Origin of the sequence: Dyadobacter sp. BE31, assembly GCF_031457695.1 — a bacterium.
Classification (GTDB): Bacteria; Bacteroidota; Bacteroidia; order Cytophagales; family Spirosomataceae; genus Dyadobacter.
This window is the reverse complement of record NZ_JAVDXA010000002.1, coordinates 1,128,192-1,153,026: the sequence shown is the minus strand read 5'-3', so window position 1 is coordinate 1,153,026 and position 24,835 is coordinate 1,128,192. Positions and strand designations below refer to the sequence as shown.

Annotated in this window: 24 protein-coding genes; 17 read left to right on the top strand and 7 right to left on the bottom strand. The window is 51.1% G+C overall.

What is annotated here, in order from left to right:
- Nucleotides 1-356: 356 nt before the first annotated feature.
- The 12 genes from J2Y43_RS13340 to J2Y43_RS13285 all read left to right on the top strand — a co-directional run bounded on the left by J2Y43_RS13340 (nucleotide 357) and on the right by J2Y43_RS13285 (nucleotide 10,350).
- Nucleotides 357-1,541 carry a hypothetical protein gene (locus J2Y43_RS13340; protein ID WP_309983306.1) on the top strand — a complete coding sequence of 395 codons (1,185 nt, stop codon included), beginning with the start codon at nucleotides 357-359 and terminating at the stop codon, nucleotides 1,539-1,541.
- A complete protein-coding gene (locus tag J2Y43_RS13335) occupies nucleotides 1,532-3,172 on the top strand; it encodes a glycosyltransferase family 39 protein (RefSeq protein ID WP_309983303.1) in 1,641 nt (546 codons plus the stop codon). Before J2Y43_RS13340 ends, J2Y43_RS13335 begins: the two co-directional genes overlap by 10 nt.
- A gap of 354 nt (nucleotides 3,173-3,526) precedes the next feature.
- Nucleotides 3,527-4,036: an RNA polymerase sigma factor gene (locus J2Y43_RS13330; RefSeq protein WP_223405734.1), complete on the top strand. Its 510-nt coding sequence runs from the start codon at nucleotides 3,527-3,529 to the stop codon at nucleotides 4,034-4,036.
- Nucleotides 4,037-4,047: 11 nt separating this feature from the next.
- Complete coding sequence (locus J2Y43_RS13325) at nucleotides 4,048-4,614, top strand: hypothetical protein (protein WP_309983301.1); 567 nt, start codon at nucleotides 4,048-4,050, stop codon at nucleotides 4,612-4,614.
- An 11-nt stretch (nucleotides 4,615-4,625) separates the two neighbouring features.
- Nucleotides 4,626-5,525 (top strand): hypothetical protein, encoded by a 900-nt coding sequence (locus J2Y43_RS13320; protein WP_309983299.1) that lies wholly within the window; start codon nucleotides 4,626-4,628, stop codon nucleotides 5,523-5,525.
- Nucleotides 5,526-5,710: 185 nt separating this feature from the next.
- Nucleotides 5,711-5,890, top strand: coding sequence for a hypothetical protein (locus J2Y43_RS13315; protein ID WP_309983297.1), 180 nt, complete (start codon nucleotides 5,711-5,713; stop codon nucleotides 5,888-5,890).
- 14 nt (nucleotides 5,891-5,904) lie between these two features.
- Nucleotides 5,905-6,774: a hypothetical protein gene (locus tag J2Y43_RS13310; RefSeq protein WP_309983295.1), complete on the top strand. Its 870-nt coding sequence runs from the start codon at nucleotides 5,905-5,907 to the stop codon at nucleotides 6,772-6,774.
- A gap of 62 nt (nucleotides 6,775-6,836) precedes the next feature.
- Complete coding sequence (locus J2Y43_RS13305) at nucleotides 6,837-8,075, top strand: hypothetical protein (RefSeq protein ID WP_309983293.1); 1,239 nt, start codon at nucleotides 6,837-6,839, stop codon at nucleotides 8,073-8,075.
- 204 nt (nucleotides 8,076-8,279) lie between these two features.
- Nucleotides 8,280-9,167, top strand: a complete 888-nt coding sequence (locus tag J2Y43_RS13300) for an alpha/beta hydrolase (protein ID WP_309983291.1) — start codon at nucleotides 8,280-8,282, stop codon at nucleotides 9,165-9,167.
- 117 nt (nucleotides 9,168-9,284) lie between these two features.
- Nucleotides 9,285-9,512 (top strand): hypothetical protein, encoded by a 228-nt coding sequence (locus J2Y43_RS13295; RefSeq protein WP_309983289.1) that lies wholly within the window; start codon nucleotides 9,285-9,287, stop codon nucleotides 9,510-9,512.
- Nucleotides 9,503-9,895 carry a type II toxin-antitoxin system VapC family toxin gene (locus tag J2Y43_RS13290; protein WP_309983286.1) on the top strand — a complete coding sequence of 131 codons (393 nt, stop codon included), beginning with the start codon at nucleotides 9,503-9,505 and terminating at the stop codon, nucleotides 9,893-9,895. The genes J2Y43_RS13295 and J2Y43_RS13290 overlap by 10 nt, the downstream gene beginning before the upstream one ends.
- Complete coding sequence (locus J2Y43_RS13285) at nucleotides 9,892-10,350, top strand: nuclear transport factor 2 family protein (protein ID WP_309983284.1); 459 nt, start codon at nucleotides 9,892-9,894, stop codon at nucleotides 10,348-10,350. The genes J2Y43_RS13290 and J2Y43_RS13285 overlap by 4 nt, the downstream gene beginning before the upstream one ends.
- Before the next feature lie 21 nt (nucleotides 10,351-10,371).
- Here J2Y43_RS13285 and J2Y43_RS13280 read toward each other — a convergent pair whose 3' ends face one another.
- The 4 genes from J2Y43_RS13280 to J2Y43_RS13265 form a co-directional block, all read right to left on the bottom strand.
- Nucleotides 10,372-10,803 carry an SRPBCC domain-containing protein gene (locus J2Y43_RS13280; RefSeq protein ID WP_309983282.1) on the bottom strand — a complete coding sequence of 144 codons (432 nt, stop codon included), beginning with the start codon at nucleotides 10,801-10,803 and terminating at the stop codon, nucleotides 10,372-10,374.
- Nucleotides 10,804-11,099: 296 nt separating this feature from the next.
- Nucleotides 11,100-13,364, bottom strand: coding sequence for an excinuclease ABC subunit UvrA (locus J2Y43_RS13275; protein WP_309983279.1), 2,265 nt, complete (start codon nucleotides 13,362-13,364; stop codon nucleotides 11,100-11,102).
- A 211-nt stretch (nucleotides 13,365-13,575) separates the two neighbouring features.
- Complete coding sequence (locus J2Y43_RS13270; protein WP_309983277.1) at nucleotides 13,576-13,986, bottom strand: VOC family protein; 411 nt, start codon at nucleotides 13,984-13,986, stop codon at nucleotides 13,576-13,578.
- An 8-nt stretch (nucleotides 13,987-13,994) separates the two neighbouring features.
- A complete protein-coding gene (locus J2Y43_RS13265; RefSeq protein ID WP_309983275.1) occupies nucleotides 13,995-14,486 on the bottom strand; it encodes a VOC family protein in 492 nt (163 codons plus the stop codon).
- A 180-nt stretch (nucleotides 14,487-14,666) separates the two neighbouring features.
- On the opposite strand from J2Y43_RS13265, the gene J2Y43_RS13260 reads away from it, so the two are divergent.
- The 5 genes from J2Y43_RS13260 to J2Y43_RS13240 all read left to right on the top strand — a co-directional run bounded on the left by J2Y43_RS13260 (nucleotide 14,667) and on the right by J2Y43_RS13240 (nucleotide 17,526).
- Entirely contained in the window at nucleotides 14,667-15,638 is a 972-nt protein-coding gene (locus J2Y43_RS13260; protein ID WP_309983273.1) for a helix-turn-helix domain-containing protein, read from the top strand.
- 159 nt (nucleotides 15,639-15,797) lie between these two features.
- A complete protein-coding gene (locus J2Y43_RS13255) occupies nucleotides 15,798-16,298 on the top strand; it encodes a DUF4468 domain-containing protein (protein ID WP_309983270.1) in 501 nt (166 codons plus the stop codon).
- Nucleotides 16,299-16,300: 2 nt separating this feature from the next.
- The gene (locus J2Y43_RS13250) at nucleotides 16,301-16,705 is read left to right on the top strand and encodes a hypothetical protein (protein WP_309983268.1); all 405 of its coding nucleotides are present in this window, start codon (nucleotides 16,301-16,303) and stop codon (nucleotides 16,703-16,705) included.
- 11 nt (nucleotides 16,706-16,716) lie between these two features.
- Entirely contained in the window at nucleotides 16,717-17,067 is a 351-nt protein-coding gene (locus tag J2Y43_RS13245; RefSeq protein ID WP_309983265.1) for a hypothetical protein, read from the top strand.
- A 12-nt stretch (nucleotides 17,068-17,079) separates the two neighbouring features.
- Complete coding sequence (locus tag J2Y43_RS13240; RefSeq protein WP_309983263.1) at nucleotides 17,080-17,526, top strand: DUF3592 domain-containing protein; 447 nt, start codon at nucleotides 17,080-17,082, stop codon at nucleotides 17,524-17,526.
- A gap of 36 nt (nucleotides 17,527-17,562) precedes the next feature.
- Here J2Y43_RS13240 and J2Y43_RS13235 read toward each other — a convergent pair whose 3' ends face one another.
- The 3 genes from J2Y43_RS13235 to J2Y43_RS13225 all read right to left on the bottom strand — a co-directional run bounded on the left by J2Y43_RS13235 (nucleotide 17,563) and on the right by J2Y43_RS13225 (nucleotide 24,749).
- On the bottom strand, nucleotides 17,563-19,755 hold the full coding sequence (locus tag J2Y43_RS13235; protein WP_309983261.1) for a glycosyl hydrolase family 95 catalytic domain-containing protein: 2,193 nt from the start codon (nucleotides 19,753-19,755) through the stop codon (nucleotides 17,563-17,565).
- A gap of 240 nt (nucleotides 19,756-19,995) precedes the next feature.
- Nucleotides 19,996-21,474, bottom strand: coding sequence for a DUF1501 domain-containing protein (locus J2Y43_RS13230; protein WP_309983260.1), 1,479 nt, complete (start codon nucleotides 21,472-21,474; stop codon nucleotides 19,996-19,998).
- Nucleotides 21,475-21,485: 11 nt separating this feature from the next.
- The gene (locus tag J2Y43_RS13225) at nucleotides 21,486-24,749 is read right to left on the bottom strand and encodes a DUF1553 domain-containing protein (RefSeq protein ID WP_309983258.1); all 3,264 of its coding nucleotides are present in this window, start codon (nucleotides 24,747-24,749) and stop codon (nucleotides 21,486-21,488) included.
- Nucleotides 24,750-24,835: the final 86 nt, after the last annotated feature.

The window sequence follows — 24,835 nt, the reverse complement described above, 5'->3', positions numbered from 1 at the left end:
CTACTTCAAAATATTCTGCGGCTAAAACCTAAAAGTAAAGTATAATTAAACAATCTAAAAGCTTTTGCTCATATTTATCCACCAATTGCTCATTTTGTGTTCGAGCACGTCTTTATATGTTTACAAATACTCTATATTTTCAACCTTCGACACAAAGATATTTCAGACCTCTCAGAAACAATTTACCTCAATGTTAATTAATATTTAACTTTTACAAAGCCACCCGTTCCTGCCGGCCAGGGGCCCGGTAAGGAGTGCGCTGCATTACCGGCGAGTGTTAAGTATTTGAGAGCAAATCAAAACTTCTTATTTACCTAATAATGGCTTAACACCACGGAAGCATCTTTGCGGCACTTATGAAGATAATCCGCAACATCCTGCTCGTTTTTTGCTCGTGGGTACTCTGGCTACTCGTGTCCCAGTTCTTCTTCTGCCCTCGCTTTAAATTCAATGATCCTATTCCTTTCGAAGGCCCCGTCCTCTATAATCCTTACGATTCAATCGATAGCTCGCACTGGGTCAAAAGCAACTTCCACGCGCATGCGCATGCATGGGAAGGCGCCACCAACGGGCATGGGACCGCAGCAGACATCCATCATGCCTACAAGGCGCTGCATTACGGCGTGCATTGCGTGTCCAATTATCATCATATAGATACGACCTATTCTACACATACCAATTATCTTTCGGCATACGAACACGGATATAATATCCGGAAAACACACCAACTCGTACTCGGAAGCACCGAAGTACAGTGGCTGGATTATCTTTTTCCGCAGACCGCGCATAACAAGCAGCACATACTGAGCCACCTCTCCGGCCCCGACAACGTGCTAATCCTCAACCATCCGGCATTGAAAAACGGCTACACCGCCGAAGACCTCACCCAACTCACGGACTACGATTGCATGGAGGTATTAAACCCGTCCGTAACCTCCACGGCTCAGTGGGACGCGGCATTATCAGCCGGTAAGCGGGTATTTATAGTTGGCGCCGACGATATCCACGACGTGATTTCAAAAGAACGGCTTGGCACGCGATGCACTTTCGTGAATGTCCGGAACAATTCGGCAGGCGAGGTGATCCATGCATTAAAAACCGGGCAGAGCTACGGGGTAATCGTCGGCGAAAACCAGTCGCACGATGCTATTCCGCAACTGCAAAGCCTGACGGTGCGCCACGACACAATTAATGCCCTGATGACGCAAACCGCCTCCGAAGTGACCATTACTGGTCAGAACGGCAAAGTACTCGCCCTCGCCCGCCACACGGATCGCATCAGCTACCGCATCACGCCCGACGACCGCTACGCCCGCGTGACGTTCAAATACGCGAACGGCACGGAGATTTTGCTGAACCCCGTGTTTTTTACCCCTAAAAACGGCTATCAGCCGGCACCGGTTTATGAGAATTTCAATGAAACCATGTTTTTCCGCAGCATCGGCACCTGCATTCTGGGCGGCTGGCTGCTGCTCCTGGTACGCCTGATCACCGGCCAACGGCCGCAACGCTACGGACGACGCAGGCTCTCATGGCGATAGAATACGTTCAGAAACACCCGTTAACTGCGCTGGTGATCGTTTTTACGATCATCAGGCTCCTCATTGCCAACCTCATCAACCTCGGCAACGACGAAGTTTATTACTTCACCTACGCCGTCCTGCCCGATTGGAACCATTTCGATCACCCGCCGCTGGTCGGGGTTTTTATCCGCATTTTCACGGTCAACCTCCATTGCAACCAGGAGGTATTTGTGCGAATGCCTGGCATCGTAGCGGCGGCTGTCAATACCTGGCTGATTGCCCGTTGCGGCATGTTGATCAAAAACCGTAACACCGGCCTGATCGCTGCCGTACTTTACAATACGTCTGTTTACACGAACATTCTTTCAGGCATTTTCATCCTTCCCGATTCGGTTCAGCTCCCGTTCTGGCTGGCTGCCTTGTATGTTATGCTAAGGTGTCTCAAAGCCACAAATCCGGCAGATATACGTCGGTACCTGCTACTGACGGGCCTCTGGATTGGCCTGGCGACGATGAGTAAGGTGCACGGCGTGTTCCTCTGGTTCGGGCTTCTCGGCTTTATTGTTTTCGACCGCCGTGGCCTGCTCAAAAGTCCTTACTTATATGTATCGATGGCCATTACCGCATTGCTGGTATCGCCGGTTTTGTTCTGGAATATCAGCAACGACTTCATTACCTGGCGGTTCCACAGCGAACGCGTGGTGATCGGCAATGGCGGCATCGATATCAAATCGTTTTTCAGGACTGCTATCGGTCAGGTGTTGTATGCCAATCCTTTCCAGGTCGCCATCTTCCTGTTTACCGGCCGAATGGTCGCACGCGGGCTTTCCGTGGCTGGTGCGGCGTCGGTCGCATTGCTCTATTGGTGCAGTCTGCCCATCATAGCCTGCACCACGCTGGTTTCGCTTTTTCGCGACACGCTACCGCATTGGAGCGGGCCCGGGTTCGTCGGTCTCATGCTCATCGGGGCAGCCTGGGCCGATCACTTCATTTCCCAGGGCATTAATACCCTTCCCAAAAAACTGCTGCACGGCTCCGTGGGGCTGATTTTATTCGTATTCACCATTGGTCCCATCCTTATCCGGTCCTACCCAGGCGCAATGAGCCCCAAACCCTTCCCGCATACCGGTGCGGGCGATGCCACTTTGGATATTACCGGCTGGGAGCAACTATTACCGGCATTTGAAAAGCTCCGTGCGGACGACATCGCCAGCGGCCAAATGCAGCCTGACGCGCCGATGGTCGTGCACAAATGGTTTCCGGGTGCTCATATTTACTACCATGTCGCATACCCCCTCGGCATGCGCACCGTGGGCGTCGGGCGCCTGGAAGACCTGCATCAGTTTGCCTGGCTCAACCAGCTGTACGGGCATGTCGCTCCCGGCGCCGACGCATGGTACATTACCCCTTCCAACAATTTCAGCGATCCCGCCGAACAATTTGCCGGGCAATTCGAACGCTTCGAAAAAGCCGGAACCATCACCCAAAGGCGCAACGGACAAGTAGCACGCTACTGGTTTGTTTACAGGCTTCGGAATGCGATGCGCGGTTTGGGGGCGGCCGCTGACGATGGGGCCTCACGGCCCGACCATAGACATAGACCATGGACCATCGACCATCGACCATGGATCGCAGCACGGCGACAATAGGCCTCCCGAACATGCCTGATGCTTCGGAACAGGACACCCCATCCGGGGTAAAACATCCAGCCGCACTGTATTGCTACAAACAGAGAGCCCCTCTGGGGCGACTCTTGAATATGACAGATCGTCGATGGTCCATGGTCGGGCCGCAGGCCTTACGGTCGGCGGTCGACGGTCAGCCCTCGGCCGTCCATAATCGCCCCCATGGTCGATGGTCCATGGTCGGGCCGCAGGCCCTATGGTCAACGGTCGGCGGTCGCCGGTCAGCGGTCAGCCGTCAGCGGTAAAAAAACATTCCCCCCATACAACCATTTCCCGATCTTGCGGCCTCTTTGATACGAATACGCTAAAAATCCCCGCATGACTTCGGAAGCCGATTTGATTACTGGTTGCCTTTTAAATGACCGTATTGCCCAGCGACAGCTGTACGACCGCTACAAAAAAGCGATGTACACCCTCGCCTACCGCATTACCGGTGATTTCGACGATGCCAACGACGTCTTGCAGGACTCATTTTTGGAAGTATTCAAGCATTTGAACCAGTTCCGCGGTGAGTCGACGCTCGGTGCGTGGGTCAAACAGATCGTCGTCCGGAAATCGACGAAAAAGAAGCGGCTGGTAATCTGGCAAAATGTGGATGATTATACAGGTGAAGGAGTCGACTGGGGCGAATCGGAGATCAATGCGGCGCACCTTGAAACAGCGGTTTTATCATTACCCGATGGTTTCCGGACCATTTTTGTACTTGCCGAAGTGGAGGGCTACACACACAGGGAAATCGCGGAGATGCTTCATATTTCGGAAGGCACCTCGAAATCACAATTGTTTCATGCCAAAAGAAAGCTCCGCGCGATGCTTTCGGCGAACTGACCTCGATTTTAATGGAAAAGAACCATATAAACCTGCAAAATGCGATTCGCCGCTTCCCGGCCTACGAACCCGGGGACGAAGTTTGGAATGCGATTAATGAAAACCTCCTGGCGCAACCACTCCGCCAGGCGCTTTCAGAAATGCCCTCTTACGAGCCGGACGACAAACTCTGGGATCTGATCGACCGTAAAAATACGCAGCAACAACGCTGGAAATGGGGATATGCGGCAGCAATGCTGCTGATGGCGGCCGGAATTGCCTGGCTGATACTGCCGACAAGTTCGGCGGGCATTGCGTACTCACAGGAAACCGTCGACCAGCGGCTGCAAATGGATGCCGAGTTGAAGACCGATCAGCAATATCGCCTCCTGAAAACCTATTGTGAGACCGAGACGCTGGTTTGCAAGAGTACCGAATACCAGTCGCTGCAACAGGAATACGAGCGGCTTAGCTCGGCATCGGAACAGCTCGTGCAGGCGATCGGCGATTACAACACCGAGCCGGCCCTTTTGCGACAGTACAACGAGATTGAAAGACAAAAAACGGACATTCTGAATGCAATGGCCAAGATGATTTAAGCACCATAACAATGAAAACGTATCTCAAAAATATCCGAAAATTAACCCTGCCCCTGCTGGTTGCGTGGGCGCTCGGAGGCCCTCATGTGTACGCGCAGGGAAAATTGCAGGTTGCCACCAAAAGAATCGAAAAGACGGTGAGCGCGCCCACCGTACGGACACTGTACATCAGCGCCGAAAAAGCCGACATCGAAATCGTGACCTGGGACAATTCCGATATTGCCGTGGTGATCGAGCTCTCGGCCCGCCATCCGGACCGCGCCACGGCCACGCAGGACCTTTCCAAGTTGCAGTATATCGCCGACCGTAATGGAAAGGATTATTTCCTGCGCAATTATATTGTATTAAAAGATGGGGAAAGCAAGCCCGTTTCGAACCTGAAAGCGAGGTACACGATCCATTTACCCGCATCATGCGCTGTCGATCTCAAAAATTCGTTCGGCACCATCATCCTGCGCGGCCTGACCAACCAACTGAACCTCAAAGCGGATTTCTGCACAACAAACCTGACTGGATTAAGCGGCAAAGGTGCCCTGCAAACGACATTCGGTGAGCTTTCGGGCAACGAACTGGCGGGGACATTCACCTTTGCGAGCGACCATACCAACGTCCGCCTGGAACAGATCGCAGGGGCTGTTCGCATCGATGCCGCATACGGGAACGTCGAAATCTTCCCGACCGTGGGCCTCACCAGCCTGGGAATCCATTCCAAAAAGGCCGAAGTGACGCTCCTGACGAAGAACTGGCAGCATTTCGACTATACCATCAACGGCGCCTACGCCACCATGAAACTGCCCAACGGCTTTAAATGGAAACGCAACACTGCCGATTTCAAAGAAGCATTTTTCTCCCGCAACCAACTCGCCAGCGTCGACATCAACGCCGAGTTCGGAAGGGTCACGATTAAATAAAACGGGTGCTTTAACTATTAGCCATGAAAGTAAAATTACTTGTGTTGCACGTGTTGGGCATTTGCGGATTGTGCTTTGGACAAGACGTGCCTATCATGTACACCTAGGAAACCGACCCACTCCCAAAACAATATTTCATCGACCGTTATGAAAATCTGTTCATGACGAAAATCCCAACTAGGCAAATGCTCAAGCTGGACTATACCGGCTCGGATTATCGGGGGACAGGCTTCCAGTTGGGCTATGAATACAAGCTAATGCCCACGCTATCACTCGAATTGGCGATTTACGCGCAAAGGAGTTTCGGCAACGGATTAAGCCTCAGGATACCCATCGGATTCAACTTTTGGGGCATACAAAAATGAGGTGGTGTCCCAATATGAACAAAAGGATAACGAATGGCCTGAGCGCCAACAATTTTAGTCGTCAATATCTCGGGCTTTCGTACGATCGCTCATTCAACTTTTCGAAAACGATGGTTAATTACCACGAAACAATTCAGTGCGTAGGATTAGTTTGGGGATTTCAGAGCCGCTTTTTCTCCTCCGGCCATGTCGACATTTCAATTGGCCTATTCAACAGGCCGATCTGGGGTGTGTTTCCTAAGAACTATTCCAAAAACTTCATCCCCGTAAAACACTTCGTGCTGGCAACACAGCCAGTAGTGGGCGTCGCCATCGGCGATTGGAAGAAGTCAGGCGCGGCAGCAAAATGCGAGGCGTTGTTTTGCGAGGAAGATATTCAACGTCATTGGGAAGTCGGCCTTCCAGACGTTACCATCGGCCAAAAAAACCAGAACATCGGAGTGGACATTGCTTTGGAGAACAGATTGAGGCACATCTCGTTTTCCATACAACCCAAAGCGGCGTTTTACTACTCGCACCGACATGTGTTGAAAGAATTTAGCTACTCCTATCACAATCTTGGTTTTAGTCTTAAATTCCGATATTATGTTTTTCAGACACTCCGGGTACGGAAAGGGAAGTCAGGCTATAACTTTTCCGGACCATACGCATCGTTCCTCACTGGCTATTATCTGATTAGAAACAGACACAATCTTAACTCCGAACAACAGGGCCAGAAGGTAGGAAACATCAGCATCGAGCCCGCCATCGGATTTCAGCAACGACTTTTCAAAAAGCTTTTCGTCGACGGCTCCGTCTTCTATACCAAAAACATTGTAAGCAAATTCTCCGCCGACCGGAAAGGCTATTTCGCATCGTGGCTGGGGCTAGGATTCATTTTCTGAAATAACGGGTCGAACCGCCGGCACTCAGAACACAAAAGGGCAGTGCCTTAAACCATTTAGCTATGAAAAGAGAAATACTCGCATTGTGCATGCTGAGCTTAATTTGGAATTCAGTATCCGCGCAGGACAGTCTTACTGTCAGCTTCTCAGAGGAGCAGGATACTTTGGTAAAGCAGCGGTTTATAGACAGACATGAAAATGTGTTTATGACTAAAGTTCCGACGAAAAGTATGGTTAAGCTTTCTGCTGTCGACTCCCGTTTTGCCGGCACTGGCATATTTGCATCCTACGAGCACAAGATACTGCCGAGCTGGTCACTCGAAGCTGGGGTTTACGCGCAACTCCTCATGATCAACAACTCGCTGGTGTCTGAATTACGCAAACTTAAAACTGAGAACATCAGCTACTGGGCCATAGTGAAGGCAAGATGGTATTTCGATATGCGTCGGCGAATGCAATTAGGTTTGAACAGCAATAACTTTACAGGTATGTACCTGGGTATGAACTACGAGTATTTATGGAAAAACCCTTACACGCGTGTAACGGGCCACGTACTTGGTTTGACACTTGGATTTAAAACACGTTTTTTAAACCATGGCAATCTTGACCTCGGGATCAATTTGTATTCTCGGCAACTCGGTTGGGGGACTATGAATGGCGACTACCAAAGTATATTCAAGCCGAAATACTTTGTGCTTTCCACCCATAAGACATACGGAATTGCATTCGGTGATTGGAAACGAAATCCGAATCCAACCGTTTGCGATGTCCTCGTCTGCGATGAAGACATTCTTAGTCAATGGAAATTCGGGCTCCCCGATATTTCTATTTCTCTCACCAAGCAATTGGTGGCAGTAACAGCAGCCTACGAAAGGAAGATCGGCAAAACGCCTCTGTCAATCCAGCTTATGAACGAGAGTACACTTTCCAGTTACACGAATAGCGGACTCTTCGGAAGTATCCTAACTGATCTGCAATTGAGATACTACTTTCTTCAAAGCCTTCGGCTTCGAAAAGGTTTGGGCGGATCAAACTTTTCCGGGCTCTACCTGGTAGGTGCTGCCGAATACTATCAGGGCTGGAACGCCAAAGAAAAATTTTCTTACTCAAACAACCGCTATTACGCTATGCAGACAGCTAAACTTGGCCTTGGTTTCCAGCAGCGCCTCCTAAGCAAAGTGTTTATTGATGGCGCGCTCTTCTACCAGGAAAATTACATACCCCGGAGCTGGAACAATTCCCTGGGAAGATCAAAAAACCGTCAGTTCAGCTCGAAACTAACAATCGGGTTTACCTTATAGCCGCCTATCTGCCACGATGTTGAAAATTCAGTCGGAACCTAACAAAGACGCTGATCAGCCGAAATAGGACTACGCTCGCAAAGTACAAACATTAGGAGATTCGTCCGCACTATTAAAAATCTGCTAATCCACACCAAACGGGTAAACTGAACCAGTCGGTAACTTTTTAGTTTTGGTCCTAAAAGCCAGCTGACCAGAACACCTATGACAACGTATTTCAAATTCCAGCCAGCGCGACTGGCAAGCATAGTCGTATTGCTGATAATTACTTCTTGTTTATTTCAACAAGTTGTTGCCCAAACCTCCGCCCGCCCATTCATCCCCCTCTGGGAAAACGGGGCGCCTGGATTCGAAAGCAAGCGAAACGAGCCGGAATCGGCGAAGGATTATTGGGTAAAAAACATTCATAATCCGTCGTTGCAGGTATTTACGCCACCTGCTGGTAAGGCAAACGGTACGGCCGTGGTCGTATGCCCGGGCGGCGGGTTCAGGCTGCTGGTTTACAATGCCGAGGGCATCCAACCCGCTGAATATCTGGCCAAGCTGGGCATTACGGTTTTTGTTTTAAAATACCGCCTGCCGCGTGAAGAGGGCTCACCCTACTCGCTCGACAAGCACCCGCGCGAGGACGCGTTGCGGGCGATCAGGCAGGTACGCAGCCGCGCGCAGGAGTACGGGATCGATCCCGCACGCGTAGGAATGCTTGGTTTTTCGGCCGGCGGAGAGGTAGTGGCGTCCGTAGCCTATGTTTCCGGCAAAGGCGAGCCTAATGCGAAAGATCCCATCGACCGACTCGACGGACGGCCCGATTTTCAGATGCTGGTATACCCGGGCCCGTTGGGCATTCCCGAAACAGTGCCCGCCGACGCTCCGCCTGCATTCTTGCTCGCCGCCAACGACGATCCCTGCTGCGGCGTCACCACAGCCAGCCTGCTCATCAAATACCGCGAAGCGAAACGGCCCGTGGAGGCGCACCTGTACACCAAAGGCGACCACGGCTTCAACATGGGTGACCGTTCACCACTCCAGAGTATCAAATCCTGGCCACAGCGCATGGCCGATTGGTTGGGTGATAATGGGTATTTGAAGTGAAAAAGTACTTAAAATTATCCTGCTGATAATCTCCCGATTGCCGTTGGAGAATTTGGTAAACGATTTGAATAATAGAATTGTTAGGTTGTTGCAGTTAATCAACCAGGTTTCAAAGCAATGACTATTCAGGAACAAATAATACAGGATGTCGCGACAGTGACCGAAAATACTGGTCTCAAATCTCAGCTGTATGATTATCTGCAATCGCTGAAATCCAATAAGCTGCAACAACCAAATAAAGACGCGGTATTGTCATACGCTGGCACCATCCAGAATGACGAAGCCGAAGAAATGCTGAAAATCATTGACCAGGAATTCGGAAAAGTTGATGATGAATGGCGCTGAAACACATTGCAATAGACACAAATATCGCGATTGAAATACTTAATGGTAACAAAGCAACGCTGCAAATGCTGTCGGTATTTGATGTTATTGCTTTACCAGTTCCCGTATGCGGCGAGTTGATGTATGGGGCAAAAAATTCGAGCAAAGCAGAAAGAAACCTCGCCCATTATCGTGCATTCATCGGTAGCTGCGAAATACTCGAGGCCAAGTTGCCGACGGCGTGGGAATACGCCAATATCAAATTAAATCTTAAACTAGCTGGACGCCCAATACCCGAAAATGACATCTGGATTGCAGCCATTTGTCAATCCTACGATATCCCATTTGCCAGTCGTGATGGACATTTTTCGTATATTCAGTCACTACATCTAATTGGTCTATGAAAAACACCTTGATAGTCGCTATTTTCTTTTTGGCATTCGCTGCCTGCCAGCCCAACGAAACCAGTCAGCGAACAACTGTAGCAGCCAATGCGACCAACGAAAGCCTCGTTAAACAATACTTCGACTATTTCAATAAGCACGACTGGCAGCAAATGGCTGCTATGTACTCCGACACGGCTGAATTCAAGGACCCGTCGCTGGGCGAAGGCATCGTGAAACAGACACACGAGCAAATCGTCAAAAAATACGGCGAGTTGCAGCAAATGATCCCGGATGTGCGCGACAGTGTGGTTACAATCTATCCTTCGGGCGACAAACACATGATCGTCGAGTTTATCTCAACCGGTACTACGCCCGATAAATCGAAATTTGCGCTGCCCATTTGTACCATTTTCACGATTGAGAACGGCAGGATTACACAGGATTTTACCTATTATGATAATTTCAGTGAATAGATTGGTGATCAACTAATTGCATTAAAACTCCCGCTCCTGATAAGCCAACCCTTTCCCTTTCTCGCAATAATCTTTCAAACTGAGCAAAAACATGGCCCAGTTGTAGTTGCACCACTGGTAAAACTCGGTCAGCTCGCGCCAATTGAAGTGCTTTAATACGACGGCGGTGACGCCGTTTTTCCTTTCAAAGAGTTCGAGCGATACGCTGGTACCGATCCATTCCGGATCGGAATGCGTACAGAGCCATTCAATACGCTTGTTTTCGGTGAGTTCGACGATTTGCATTAAAACGCGGTCGTCGTCGCCGAAACCGAAGTCGGAAATGGCGCCGACTTCATTTTGAACCGTCAGGTCGATGGTCCAGACGTGGCCCAGGCCTTTCTGCGTTGTTAATGCTTCGTATATTTTTGAAATGGGTGCCTTGATATAGTTGATGTGCTCGATCTTTTCCATGGTATCGCTATTGAGTTGTTGGTAACCGCAAAGCTAGCCAGGGTAAATAACCGGGAGGTTGGGGAAATGAGACATTTGAGGGGCGGTTCACGCCAAAATCTGCATTTGCCCGGGTGTTACATGCCTGACGGCATTTGTCACTTAGTTTGCAATGCCCGATTTCTACCAATGTTGCGTCGCTGCCGCGACTCGTCACAACCAAGTGCCGTCAGGCACGTAATATTGGTAGAAAATCAGGCACATACCCATCGCAAAATCCCGTCGGGATGCAACAACGGAGCAATCGCCGTTGCAACTTACCCGACCTTTGCACCGCCCCGCAAATACTCCGCGGTGAGCGACTCCCTGGATTTGAGCAAATCGGCAGGGGTGCCTTCGAACAATATCTGGCCGCCTTTGTGGCCGCCCTCGGGACCGAGGTCGATGATCCAGTCGGCGTGTTTCATGACTTCCGTATTATGCTCGATCACGATCACGGAATTGCCCTGGTCGACCAGATGATCAATGATTTCCAGCAAATGACCCGTGTCCGACATGTGAAGGCCGGTAGTAGGCTCATCCATGACGTAAATCGTGCCATTCTTATGCAGCTCGCCGGCCAGTTTGATACGCTGGCATTCACCGCCCGACAATGTGCTCAGCGGCTGCCCGAGCGTGAGGTAGTTGAGCCCTACCTGATTCATGGCGGTTAGCTTATGAATGACTTCCTTAGTTTTGAAAAATGCCAGCGCCTCTTCCACAGACATATCGAGCACATCGGTAATCGACTTGCCATTGACCTTATATTCCAGCACCTCCGGCTTGAAACGCTTGCCTTCGCAAGTTTCGCAAACCGTTTTCACAGGTTCCAGGAATGCAAGGTCGGTGAATATGAATCCAAGCCCCTGGCATTCGGGACAAGCGCCGTCCGAATTAAAGCTGAACAGCGACGCACTCACCTTGTTGGTTTTACCAAACAACTTGCGAATGTCGTCCATAATACCGGTATAAGTGGCGGGATTGGAGCGAATCGAAGTCCCTACGGCCGACTGGTCGATCACAATCGCCTCCGGGTGCTGAGAGAGGAACACGCCGTTGATCAGCGAGCTTTTACCCGAACCCGCTACGCCGGTCACGACTGTAAAAACGCCGGTGGGAATATCTACCGACACATTTTTAAGGTTATGGCGTTTGGCATTCCTTACTTTTAATGCACCCGTTGGCTGCCGGAAAGTGGATTTAACTTTTAAATCCCGATTGATAAACCTGCCGGTCAGTGTCGGGGCTTGCAGAAGCCCTTTGTAGTCGCCGGAGTAGACAATTTCACCACCGCCGCTACCTGCTTTCGGGCCAACATCCACAATGTAATCGGCCACGCGGATCACGTCGGGATCGTGCTCGACGACGAGGATGGTATTGCCCTTATCACGCAATTTTTGAAGTAGCTCGTTCAGTCTGTGCACATCGCGGGGGTGCAGGCCAATACTGGGTTCATCAAAAATATAGGTGATATCGATGAGGCTGCTGTTCAAATGCTTCACCATTTTAATCCGCTGCGATTCACCGCCGGATAAGGTGCCGGTTTCGCGATCGAGGCTCAGGTAACCCAGGCCAATGTCGACCAAATGCTCCAACCGCTCGGTCAGCGTGTCGATCATCGGTTTCGAAACCGGGTCCTTGATTTCACGGATAATTTTGACCAGTTCCGAAACCTCCATCGCCGACATTTCGGCAATGTTCAAACCATTAATGCGACTCGCGAGCGCCTTTTCGTTCAGACGGGCGCCCTTGCACGCGGGACAATCGCCCATTTTCAGGAACCGCTCCACTTTTTTGACGGTCTTTTCCGAAATCTCGCTGCTATCTTTCTGAATGTACAACCGGTTGAATTTGTCAACCAGGCCTTCATACTTTGTATCGAACGTCATTCCATTGTAATTGGATTCGTAGGTCCCCTTTCCATACAGCAGGGTATGCATTTCCTCGTCGGAGTAATCCTCCAATTTCTTGTCGTTATCAAGCATTCCGGAGAAAGTATATGCTTTCCAATACCAGGTCCCGACGGCATACAATGGAAAAAGGATCGCTCCTTCATTGAGCGACTTCGTAGGATCGAGAAACTTTTCAAGGTCGATTTCTACCTTTTTACCCAAGCCATTGCATTCCGGACACATCCCGGCAGGGTCATTGAAGGAAAACGCATTGGAAAAACCAGCGTGCGGCTGACCCAACCGGGAAAACAGCAAGCGCATAACCGCCGAAATGTCGGTAATGGTGCCCATCGTGGAGCGCGAATTGCCTCCGAGCCGCTTCTGGTCAATGACAATGGATGTGGAGAGATTTTCGATGGCGTCGGCCTCCGGCTGGCTGATGCGCGGCAGCCGGTTGCGGATAAACATGCTGAATGTTTCGTTCAGCTGGCGCTGTGCCTCGGCGCCGATGGTGTCGAATACGATGGAGGATTTTCCCGAACCGGAAACACCGGTAAAAATGGTGATTTTGCGCTTGGGAATGTCGAGTGAAACATTTTTGAGATTGTTTTCCCGTGCACCGCGAATGCGGATGTACTCCTGGTGGTTCATGGCGTTGAGGTTTGATGAAATGTAATGAGTGAATGATTGAATGACCGAATGATTGAATGATTGAATGAGCGCCGGGGGACGGGGAATGATTGAACGAACGAATGACCGAATGGTTGAATGAACGAATAGTTGTGAATATTCGGTCAGTCAATCATTCGGTCATTCAAAATTATGTATCCAACCGGACTACAAAATTAACTAAATGGTCTTTTCACGAAGCGCTGCCCGCCGAAAAAATCCATTGCACGGCGTAACGGTCTGTGAGTGTCGCCCATTGGCCTTTGAGGATCTCCGGCGAAAGCGGTGCAGTCACTTCTCCTTCCATGGCCAGTTTCCGGAATACCGATTGCAGCTGCTCGGGTGCCGTAATGCTGATCCACAGCGAAATGCTGTTACCCGAGGCTACCCCTTCCTCACCGCCGAGATCGGACGCAAAGAGCCGGACATGCTCCGACACCAGGCTCGCGTGCAGCACCAGCTGCCTGATTTCCGATGGGAACTGCCTCCCGCCCGGCGTATCGCCCAGGTACGTGAAATGCAGTTCGCCCCCGAAGCACGACTGATAAAAGCGCATGGCCTCTTTGCAATTGCCGTTGAAGGTAAGGAAGGGGTAAATCGCCATTTTGTAGTTTATTGATTATAAGCACGTTCCATTTCGGCAATATCGAGCTTTTGCATGCCCATTACTGCCTGGAACATCTGTCCCGCACGCTTAGGATCGCCGTTGGATAACCGCTCGGTCAGCATGGCGGGGACGATCTGCCACGACAATCCGAACTTGTCTTTCAGCCAGCCGCATTGGCTTTCCTGACCGCCGTCGGCAGTGAGCGCGTTCCAGTAGTGGTCGATTTCTTGCTGGTCTTTGCAGGAAACAAAAAACGAAACGGCTTCCGTGAACTTGAACATCGGTCCGGCGTCGAACAAATGTAACGTCAGTCCGTTGATCTCGATGACGCCCATCATCACCTGGTCGGCCGGCATATGGCTGCCTTCGCCCCATTTTTTCAGCTGTTTGATCCGTGAATTCGGAAAAAGGCTGGTGTACAGGTTCATCGCTTCTTCTGCCTGTCCATTGTACCAGAGAAACGGGGTAATGCCTTGTGTGGTTGACAATTCGCTCATTGTTTTGATTGTTGAAGGTGAATGGTTCTGATAAAAATGATTTTTAGTTTGCTGGTGATTGACATTACAAATTTGGCGGGATAAATGAAAATAAAAGGGGTGTGAATACGCCTATCCCGAGGGGTAAAAATGCCAACTGAATATTTTTCTATATTTACGTCTTCTAAATCCAAAATCGATATGAAACATATCTCGGTATATGTCCCCCAGTGCTCCTACATTGAAGCGGTTTCACCCGCGTACCGGCTTTTCAACACGGCCAACGACTTCCTGAGGGCGTCTGGAAAAGAGCCTAAATTCCATGTCGAATTCGTAGGATTGAACCATGATATCAAAGCACAGGACGGCGAGTACACGATCCGCATTAATAAACTCCTGAGCGAAGTCGACAAAACCGACCTCGTAGTTATTCCGGCATTGTGCGGCAACTTGCGCGAGTCCGTCGAGCTCGACAGGCCTGCCATTCCGTGGATGCTGGAAATGCGTGAAAAAGGGTCGGAGATCGCATCGCTTTGTCTCGGCGCCTTTTTGCTGGGTGCCACCGGCTTGCTCGACGGCAAAAAATGTTCTACGCACTGGGCTTATTATGAAGAGTTTAAGGAAATATATCCTCAGATCGAAGTCGTGGATGGCACCATTATCACCGACGAGGGCAAAGTCTATTCGAGCGGCGGCGCCAATTCGATCTGGAACCTGCTGATTTATATTCTCGAAAAATACACCAGCCGCGACATCGCAATCCTCGCCGCCAAATACTTCGCTATCGACATCGACCGCGATAACCAGCGCGCATTCACGATTTTCAAAGGCCAGAAAAACCACAACGACGACGGCATCCTCGCCGCACAGGATTACATCGAACAGAACTATACCGAGAAACTGACGATCGTAGAGCTTGCCGACATTGCCAGCGTCAGCCGCCGCAGCTTCGAGCGACGCTTCAAGAATGCGACCAACAATACGATCAACGAGTATGTACGCCGCGTACGCGTAGAAGCTGCCAAACGGAGCTTCGAAGTATCACGCAAAAACGTGACCGAGGTTATGTACGACGTGGGTTATACCGACACCAAGGCATTCAGGGATGTCTTCAAAAAAGTGACCGGCCTGACGCCCATCGAGTACAGGAACAAATACAGCAAAGACAACTAGAAGCGGCCACCGAGCCGCTTTTTTATTGGATGGCATTGTCCTCTTCATTTATTTTTCACTAAAAACCAGTGATTTACCGGTAGCTCATTTTATTTGCATGCGCCTTTCCAAATGCTCACTTTTGCACCACTATTTTAAAAATCGAACCAATTTATCGTCATGTCAAAGTCTGTTTTGATGGTCGTGCTCGCATGCATGATCGGTTCTGCGCACGCACATTCCACCCTGCCAGCTATGAACAGTAAAATCGCTTACACCGAAACCGTCGACTGCGGCAGCGTTTCTCTGATCGACATTTTCAGACGCGCCCGTCTGTGGGTAAGCCAATCGGCCCCGGACAATAAAACGCTGGTCGACGACAAGGAAACCGGCGACCTCGTTACGCAAGGCCACATTACGATCACCATTCCCCGATCTGAAAACAATGCGGGCGGCGTTTACAGATTCGCTTATGTGCTTTCGGTAGAATGCGCCAACCGCAAATACCGAGCATCGCTGGCCAATGTGGAATACCAGGAAGGAAACGGCGGCCGCACGGTGCCTCTGGAAGTTTTCAGCCAGAAAAGCGAAAACAAAGCCGCGGCTGCCGAGCTGGATGCCAAACTCAAAGCATTACTCGCCGATTTGCAGACGAACGTGAAGGATTACAAGCCGTTCTGATCATGAACACCGGTCGCGTTGCAACGTTTCTACTCGGTCCCGAACTTTCCTGGCTCCTGATATACGGCCTGGCGCTGCTGCTCGTAGCGCCCAACCAGCCTCCCACTGAAGCCGGCAACATCCGTCTCGAAAGCCTTGCCTGGTACGTGCTCTTCGGCGCGATCATTCTCTCATTTGTGCCCCTGTACTGGTCGCAAAGCGGGTTGGGCTGGTGGATGCTGCGTATAGGCATTGCCGGTTTGATCGGCATCACCTCCGTCGCCACCGCATTCTGCAGTGCGATCGACTACCACGATTCCCGTAATTCGGGCGTGGGCACATTGTGGATCATGCTGGTCATTTTTGGAGCGATTTTCCTGTTCCTGGGTATGATCGTCGTGAGTCTGTACATTAAATTCAGGTCTTAACAGCTGCCAATATGTTTGACGAAGTCCCTTCTCCTCAAAACACCTACGCGGTCCGCTTCGGCGCATATGAAGTGCGTATGAGCCACTGGATCACCGAACCCGTCATTATACGGCTTTCTAATAATCAGATGGTATTCGATATGCCCTCCACTTGGAGCTGCGACGAAGCGAAATGGATCGACGACCACACCGTAGAGCTGAAAACGCGGCTGTACCCGGGCCGAGAGTATTGCGACCTTGTCCTCTACCTTAAAGCGGAAACCGGCAAGGCCATTAGAGGGAGTTACCCGTTCGCTAATTCGATGAACAAGCCTCCTCGGGAATTCGAGGGCAGTTTGCAGGAAATCTATCGCTGGCTTTAACAATGCAGAAACATGGAAACTACTAGCAAGGGAGTACCGGGTTTTGAACTATTCATCTTACTGTTCTTTACTATCGGCGCAGTTTTTGCGGTGATCTCGTTTACGATTTACCGTAACAGCCAGAACCTGATCGAAAACGGTATCGAAACCAAAGGCATTGTCATAGACCTTCACCGCTTAAAGCCCCGGGAATATCCTCTGGCACCATCTATCCGCTATGTCAAAAAGGACGGTACCGTCCATGTTTTTCACAGCTCGGAAGCGCGTAACCCGCCCGAATACCAGATCGGCGAGGAAGTGACATTGTACTACGACCCGAAAGACCCCGACAATGTCCATTTGAAAGGCAATTACCTTTTTGTATATGTATTTGCAGGAATGGGCGCCATGTTTTGGCTGTTTTCAATCTGGTACGTCGGCTCCGCAGTGAAAGCAATATTTCAATGGCTTTTCGGCTGATAGTTGCCGAAAGTGCGGATTAGTTTTTACAATCCCCTATTCCATCTGTAAAACAATAAGTTCTCCCGGGCGGGTATCCAATTCAAGTCGTTCGCCGGAAACTGATCCCGTCCGCTTGCCATTGCGCCATACCCGGGCCGATTTACCTGGCCAGGGGTTCAATAATGTACAAATCTTCCCCTTTTCACTCTTGATCCGGACCATTTCCACACGGCCATTCTCCCGCCGCGAAGAAATCAGAAACGCTCCCCAGGTCCGCAGGTCTTTGAATTCGGCATTCTGCCCGTCGGGAAGCCCGCCAAACAACCGGATCACATTCCCCGCACTCATGCACAGCATTTCGTTCAGTGCATTGGCCACTGTGCAGCTGTTTTCAATTCCATGCGGGTTGTTCAGTTGAAAACCATTCCCGTAGGTATGCAAAGCATATTTTCGGAGTTCGTCAAAAACGATTCGTGGCGTGTAGCCGACGCGGATGGCCGCCATGAAAAAGCTGCTGCTGGTGTTGGCATCCTGAAACCGCTTCATCTCGTCGATGGTATTACGCGACAATGCCAGCAGTTCATCTCCGCTATCTAGCGTAATGGCATTGGCAGGATAAATATGCTGGATACCGAGACCATTGTTTACCCACCAGTCCACGCCTTTTTCCGAATATCGAAATACCATTTTGCCGTTTCGCTCCTGCACGGGAAATGCGCTGAGTTTTTCCAGAATATCCTTCCATTTGGCCTGCCGGTCCTGATCTAATTTTAAAGCCGTACTCAAATCAAGCATCAGGCTGAAAGTGTTACGGACAAGTCCCAGCGACAGAATGGGGTTCATATCGGCACCCGAGCCCTCATGAATGGCGTCGTTGTAAATGACATACCGGCCATTTTCATATTTCAGGTAATCCTCCCAAAAATCGGCAACCGCCCGGGCGTAAGGATATATCTTCTTCCCGTAGCGCTCATCGTACGTGCAACGCCAGTATTGCGCTATATTCAGCAAGCCATATGCGGCATTGGAGCGCTGCCCGAAGAACAGGCCGCCCTGCTCTTCATTTCCGGTGCGGGGATACCGCGGGTGGTTCCGCGTTACTTCAATTCCCAGCGGGCCAATCCCGACCGGATACAATACCCCGCGGGTATGCGTCACATTTTTCGCATACCATTCTCCCCTTTCCACAAAATCGATGAGCGGCGCGTCATGAGGCGCCCCTTGTTCCAGGCGATTGGCAGCGTAAAGCGAATAAAACGGGGCCTGATGGTTATAGTTCAAATGGTAATCACCTGCCCATTGCGGATCGTCGCTGGTTACCCAGCCGAAAAGGCCGGGAGGAAACCGCGGATCGCGGCTGCATGCCGCCATGGTGTACAATCCCTGGTAATAGGCCTTCATCAGCACCGTATCTTGTATGGTTACAGAAGACTTTTTCCAGTAAATCTGCCACCATGCCCCGTGTCGGGCCATTTCCATGTCGGCGGTATGCCTGTCGGCTTTTTTCAATTGGGTCAACACAAATTCCAGAGGCTGTTTACGCTTAAACCGACTCTCCACCGCCAAAGCGATCATCACCTTTTTGTCTGGCTCCACGGTAAATGTGCTACTACTACGATCGACGACCTTCAACCCGATAGCCACTTCGGTGGCAATATCGACACTATCCGCAAATGCCCTCGTGAGCCACCACGTGCCGGCCTCGCCGCCTTTCTTCAATCTCGCCTGAGGGTTTTCAGGCGCATTCAGGCCGACGGTCACCTGAGCGGGCCTGCCTGTTGCAGTAATTTCAATGAAGGCCGCATTGCGTACCGCCGACACCCATGATTTCAACGCTACTTTACCTCCGCCGGCCGCGAGATGGCAGGTGGTTGTGCCATCCGTCAGTTGTTGATCGGCGGTAAAACCCGCATTTTGATAACCGTCGATCCGGATATTGACAGAGCCCGCAATCCTCGGCCCCGACACATCGTCTTTTCTCGCGAGTGTCTCCGGGGACACCAATCGCCAAAAATCGTTTTTGGAAAGGTAGTAACTCACCACGTCGCCCTTGTAGCCCAGCGTCATAGTCACATCGCCGTTGCCCATTAATGGACCGTCTACTTTATTGGTGCTCGGCGTGGATACCATTGGTTGTGTCCACCTGTTATGAAAGGCAGTAACCGGGCTGGTACCGGTTTCACGGGTTTGGGCTAAGCCAGTAAACTGATAAAAGAAAAGGGAAAGGGTCAGGAAAGTCGGTTTCATATATTTTGTAAAATGCCTCAAAGGCCGCTATCGGCAGTTGAAGCAATCAAGAGTCGGGGTTAAGTCTGCGCTTTACATGCATTGCCTTGCGGCATTCCGGTTCAGTACATTAGTTTGTCCAAATGTATGTACATAAAATCAGGTAAAAAAATAAAACAGGAAATGGCCTGCGTCTTCCTACGACTGCAAAGCAGACAGACCGTCATCAAAAACGCCGCCTACTTTACAGAAAACCAATATTTAAGCTAAAAGCGGCTTCACCACTTTGCCGTGAACGTCGGTGAGGCGGTACCGTCTCCCCTGGTGCTTGAATATCAGCTGCTCGTGATCGATGCCCATCAAATGCATCACAGTAGCCTGGAAATCATGCACATGCACGGGATCTTTGATGATATTATAGCCAAAGTCGTCGGTTTGCCCATATACGAACCCCTTTTTCACGCCCGCACCGGCCATCCATATCGAGAAGCTGCGCGGATGGTGATCCCGACCGTAGTTGTCACGGGTGAGCTTACCCTGCGAATAGGCCCCGCGGCCGAACTCACCGCCCCAAACTACCAATGTTTCGTCCAGTAAGCCACGCTGTTTCAAATCGTTGATCAATGCAGCGGAGGCTTGGTCGACGCTCTTGGCCATGATTTTGATATCATTCGGCAGGTTACCGTGCTGATCCCAGCCCTGGTGGTACAGCTGCACAAACTTCACATCCTTTTCGATCAGCTTCCGGGCGAGCACGCAGTTCGCCGCGAATGTGCCGGGCTTGCGTGAGTCTTCACCATACATATCGAAGATGTAATCGGGCTCTTTGGAAATATCCATTGTTTCGGGCACTGCCGTTTGCATACGGTAGGCCATCTCGTACTGCGCCATCCGGTAATTGATCTCTGGATCGAGCAGCTTCTCGAATTGGCCCTGTTGCAGCTTCGCGAGCGAGTTCAGCATGCGCCGGCGGCTGGTGCGGTCAATTCCCTCGGGGTTATTGAGGTAAAAAACAGGGTCCGGACCGGAGCGGAATACCACGCCCTGGTGAATGGATGGCAAAAAACCATTGCTCCACAGTTTGGCATACAACGGCTGGTCACCGCCGCGGCCTTTGGAAAGCAGCACCACAAATGCGGGCATATTCTGGTTATCGGAGCCCAGCCCGTAGCTCACCCACGATCCCCAGGAAGGCCTGCCACCCTGCTGGCTGCCGGTTTGGAAAAAGGTAACAGCCGGGTCGTGGTTAATGGCCTCGGTAAACATCGACCGGATGAATGTAACATCGTTCACAATGCCTGATGTGTACGGCATCAACTCACTGATCATCATATCATTATCCCCATACCGCTGAAATTTGTATTTCGAAGCGGCCAGGGGGAAACTGCTCTGCCCGGCGGTCATTCCGGTCAGGCGCTGCCCTTTCCGCACCGATTCGGGGAGGTCCTTACCCCACATCTCTTCCAGTTTGGGCTTATAGTCGAACAGTTCGAGCTGCGACGGCGCCCCACTTTGGAACAGGTAAATAACACGCTTGGCTTTCGGCGGAAAATGCGGGTGCCCGATCGGCAGTCCGGCAGCTTCGGCGCCTTTTTCACCTACCTTTTTGGCCAACGAATTGTCTGCACTCAAAAGCGATGCCATCGCTGCCGCACCCAGTCCCAAACTCGTTTTCGAGAGGAAGTTGCGCCTGCTCAGTTGTTCGTGGACATGGTTTTCAAGTTCTCTGTAAAGGCTCATTGCTTTGCTGGTTATCGCTTGATCAAAAATTCGTCAAAATTCATTACCGTACTCGCCACGATGGTTCCTGCCGCGAGCTGTGCCGGGTTCAGGGTTTTGTCGAGCGGGTATTCCCCTACTGCCAGAATCGATTTCATCCGTTTCGGATTGTGGCTGAAATCCTTCAATTCCTCGTCGTACAACTCTTTCAGCACGACTTTCTCTTTCGGATCGGGCAGGCGGCTCGTTAATGCGGTGAAAGCATAGTCGATCTGTTCATCGATGGATTTGCCGTTTTTCAGCATATGCTGCGCCAGCACCCGCGACGCTTCTACGAATTGCGGGTCGTTCATAACCACCAATGCCTGCAACGGCGTACTGGTTTTCTGCCGTTTGGTAATGCAGAAATGCCGTTCGGCGGCATCGAAGTTAAGCATCATCGGCGGCGGCGAGCTCCGTTTCCAGATCGTGTAGAGGCTCCGGCGATAAAGCGAATCGCCGTGCTGCTGCTTGTAAGTGACCTCGTTGCGTGTCGCAAGCGCCTCCCACAAGCCTGCGGGCTGGTACGGGTATGCACTCTTGCCCCCTACCCTGCGCGTAAGCAACCCGCTCGATGCCAATGCATTATCACGGATCTGCTCCGCGCTCATGCGGTAGCTCGGCCCGCGTGCGTAAAGCCGGTTGTCCGGGTCGACGTCCTTCATATTCGGTTCAATTTTGGAGGATTGCCGGTAAGTGGCCGAAGTGACAATCAGCTTTTGGATAGCCTTCACATTCCAGCCCGATTCACGGAAGCGCGCCGCCAGGTAATCGAGCAGCTCGGGATGCGTCGGTAGTTCGCCCTGGTTCCCATAATCATCACTCGAAATCACGATCCCTTTTCCGAAATACATCATCCAGAACCTGTTAACGGTCACTCGGGTGAATAGCGGATGATCCTTGTCGAGCAGCCATTTGGCCAGGCCGAGGCGGTTTCTGGGGTATTCTTTGGGTATTTTAAAGAATGCGTCCGGTGTATCCGACGTCACGGGCTTGCCCGGCGCATCATACGCACCGCGATTGAGAATGAAGGTTTTGCGCGGATATTTGCGCTCTTTCATCACCATCACATCGATCTGCTTGTCCATGATCTCCGTTTCCTCGCCGACCCACGCACGGCTCGCTGCCAGCTGCTTTTTATAACCGGCATCGATATTGGTCAGGTAGTATTCTTTCAGGGAAGCCAGCTGCGCGGGTTTCAGCTGCGCGGCCGGTGTTTTCAATGCAGTCAGCAACTCATTTTTTAATGTAAACAAACCCTGCATTTCCAGCGGACTGATGGCCCGGGTGTAAATCCTGAATTCATCGACCTCGAAATTCTTCGTCCGCTGATCCGACAACCGGCCGATATTCAGCTTGTCGACGTACCAGTTCGTTTTGTTTTTACCAAACAAAATACTCTCTGTCAGGTGGTCATTATGCACGGTAACCGGCACAGGCTGGCCATTGACGAACAGTTTCAGGCCTGCCGCCTTGCTCAATCCGTCGTAGGTAAAGCCCAGCTGGGTCCATTTGTTCATCGGAAATTTGTCAACCGTCTGTATTTCAATCGCATTTTCCGGCCACACATGGCTGATCGTCAAGCGAATCCGGCCATCTTTTTCCCTGAACACATTCCAGCCGCGATATCCATTCATCACCCCATTGGATTTATGAACTAGCGAACCACTCACCGCAGGATCGTGCAGATTAAGCCAAATACTGATGCTGAATGGCTGGTTCCGCTCGAAGAATGCGAAGTTGTCCCCGAAACTCACGGCGTTTTCCCCGAAAATATACCGGGCCTTGCCGATGCGTCCATCGCGCGAAGCCACATTCGAGAGGCTGTCGTCGCCTTCCGCATTGGCCTTATGCTTTGGATCTGCAAGGTTGGCAAACTCCTTACCCTTAGGTTCATCGAATGTAAAATGGCCTATCAGATCCGTTTTTTCCGGAAGTAATGCTTTCTCGGGCGCGGTGCGGGCGCCGGTGAGCCATTGTTGAAAGCCAAGCTCATACACAGCCGCATTGGCCGTCATTGCCGACCGCTCTTTGGCAAGATTGGCATGAATGTATTTCAATTTCGCATCAGCCTCCGGCGTCGGCAGGGTAATGGCCGGGCTCGCTTCGCCGTTGTATGGGATCTGGCCGTTTTCATCATTATTATTAAAAAACGCATACAACGAATAGTAGTCCTTGTGGCTGATGGGGTCATACTTGTGGTCGTGGCAGCGCGCGCACTCCACGGTCAGGCCCAGGAATGTCTTGCCAAACGTATCCACGCGATCGGAAACGTAGGCACTGCGGTATTCTTCGGGTATAATACCGCCTTCCTGGCTCTGCTGGTGCATCCGGTTGAACGCCGTGGCGACCATCATGTCGCGTGTCGGATTCGGCAGCATATCCCCTGCCAGCTGCCAGGTTACAAACTGGTCGTAAGGCTGGTTTCTGTTAAATGAATTGATCACCCAATCCCGGAACGGCCAGGCGGTGCGCAAGCCATCGTCCTGATACCCGTGCGTGTCCGCATAACGTGCAGCATCGAGCCAGGGTACGGCCATATGTTCGCCATAATGCGGCGAGGCCAGCAACCGGTCGACGGCCTTTTCGTAGGCATTCGGGGATTTGTCGTTCAAAAATGCGGTAACCTCCTCGGGCGTCGGCGGCAGGCCGGTCAGGTCAAGTGAAACGCGGCGCAGCAATGTAGTTCTGCCCGCTTCCGGCGAAGGTTTAATATTCTTGTCTTCCAGTTTTTTAAGGATAAATCGGTCGATATCGTTGCGCACCCACGCCTCATTTTTCACCTTCGGCAATGCGGGCTTCTCCACTTTGGTGAATGCCCAATGCGGCTTGTACTCCGCTCCTTCTTCCACCCAGCGGATCAAAATGGCCTTCTCCCGCGCCGTAAGCGACAAATGCGATTCGGGCGTAGGCATAACCATGTCGGGGTCTGCGGACAAGATCCGGTGCACGAGCTCGCTGCTGCCCGGCTTACCGGGTTTAATCGCCTTCAAACCGCTCTCCGCCTCTTTTTTATAAGCCACTTCGGCCACATCCAGGCGCAAATTGGCCTTCTGGTGATTGGCGTCGGGCCCGTGACAGGCAAAACAGCGGTCCGACAGGATCGGCTTTACGTCGTAAGTATAGTCGACGGGTGCCACCAACGTATTCATTTCAGCGGCCACGTCGTCCGGCAGATCAACCTTTTTGTCACAAGACATTAAAAAGAATCCGGCGGCGGGAACCAGCACGCAATATTTAAACCAGGAATTCGACATTTTCTTAAACATTATTACCAGCGGGCAGCTACAACAGATAACAATCAACAAAGCACTCAGCCATCCAATTCTCCATTCCCTTAATC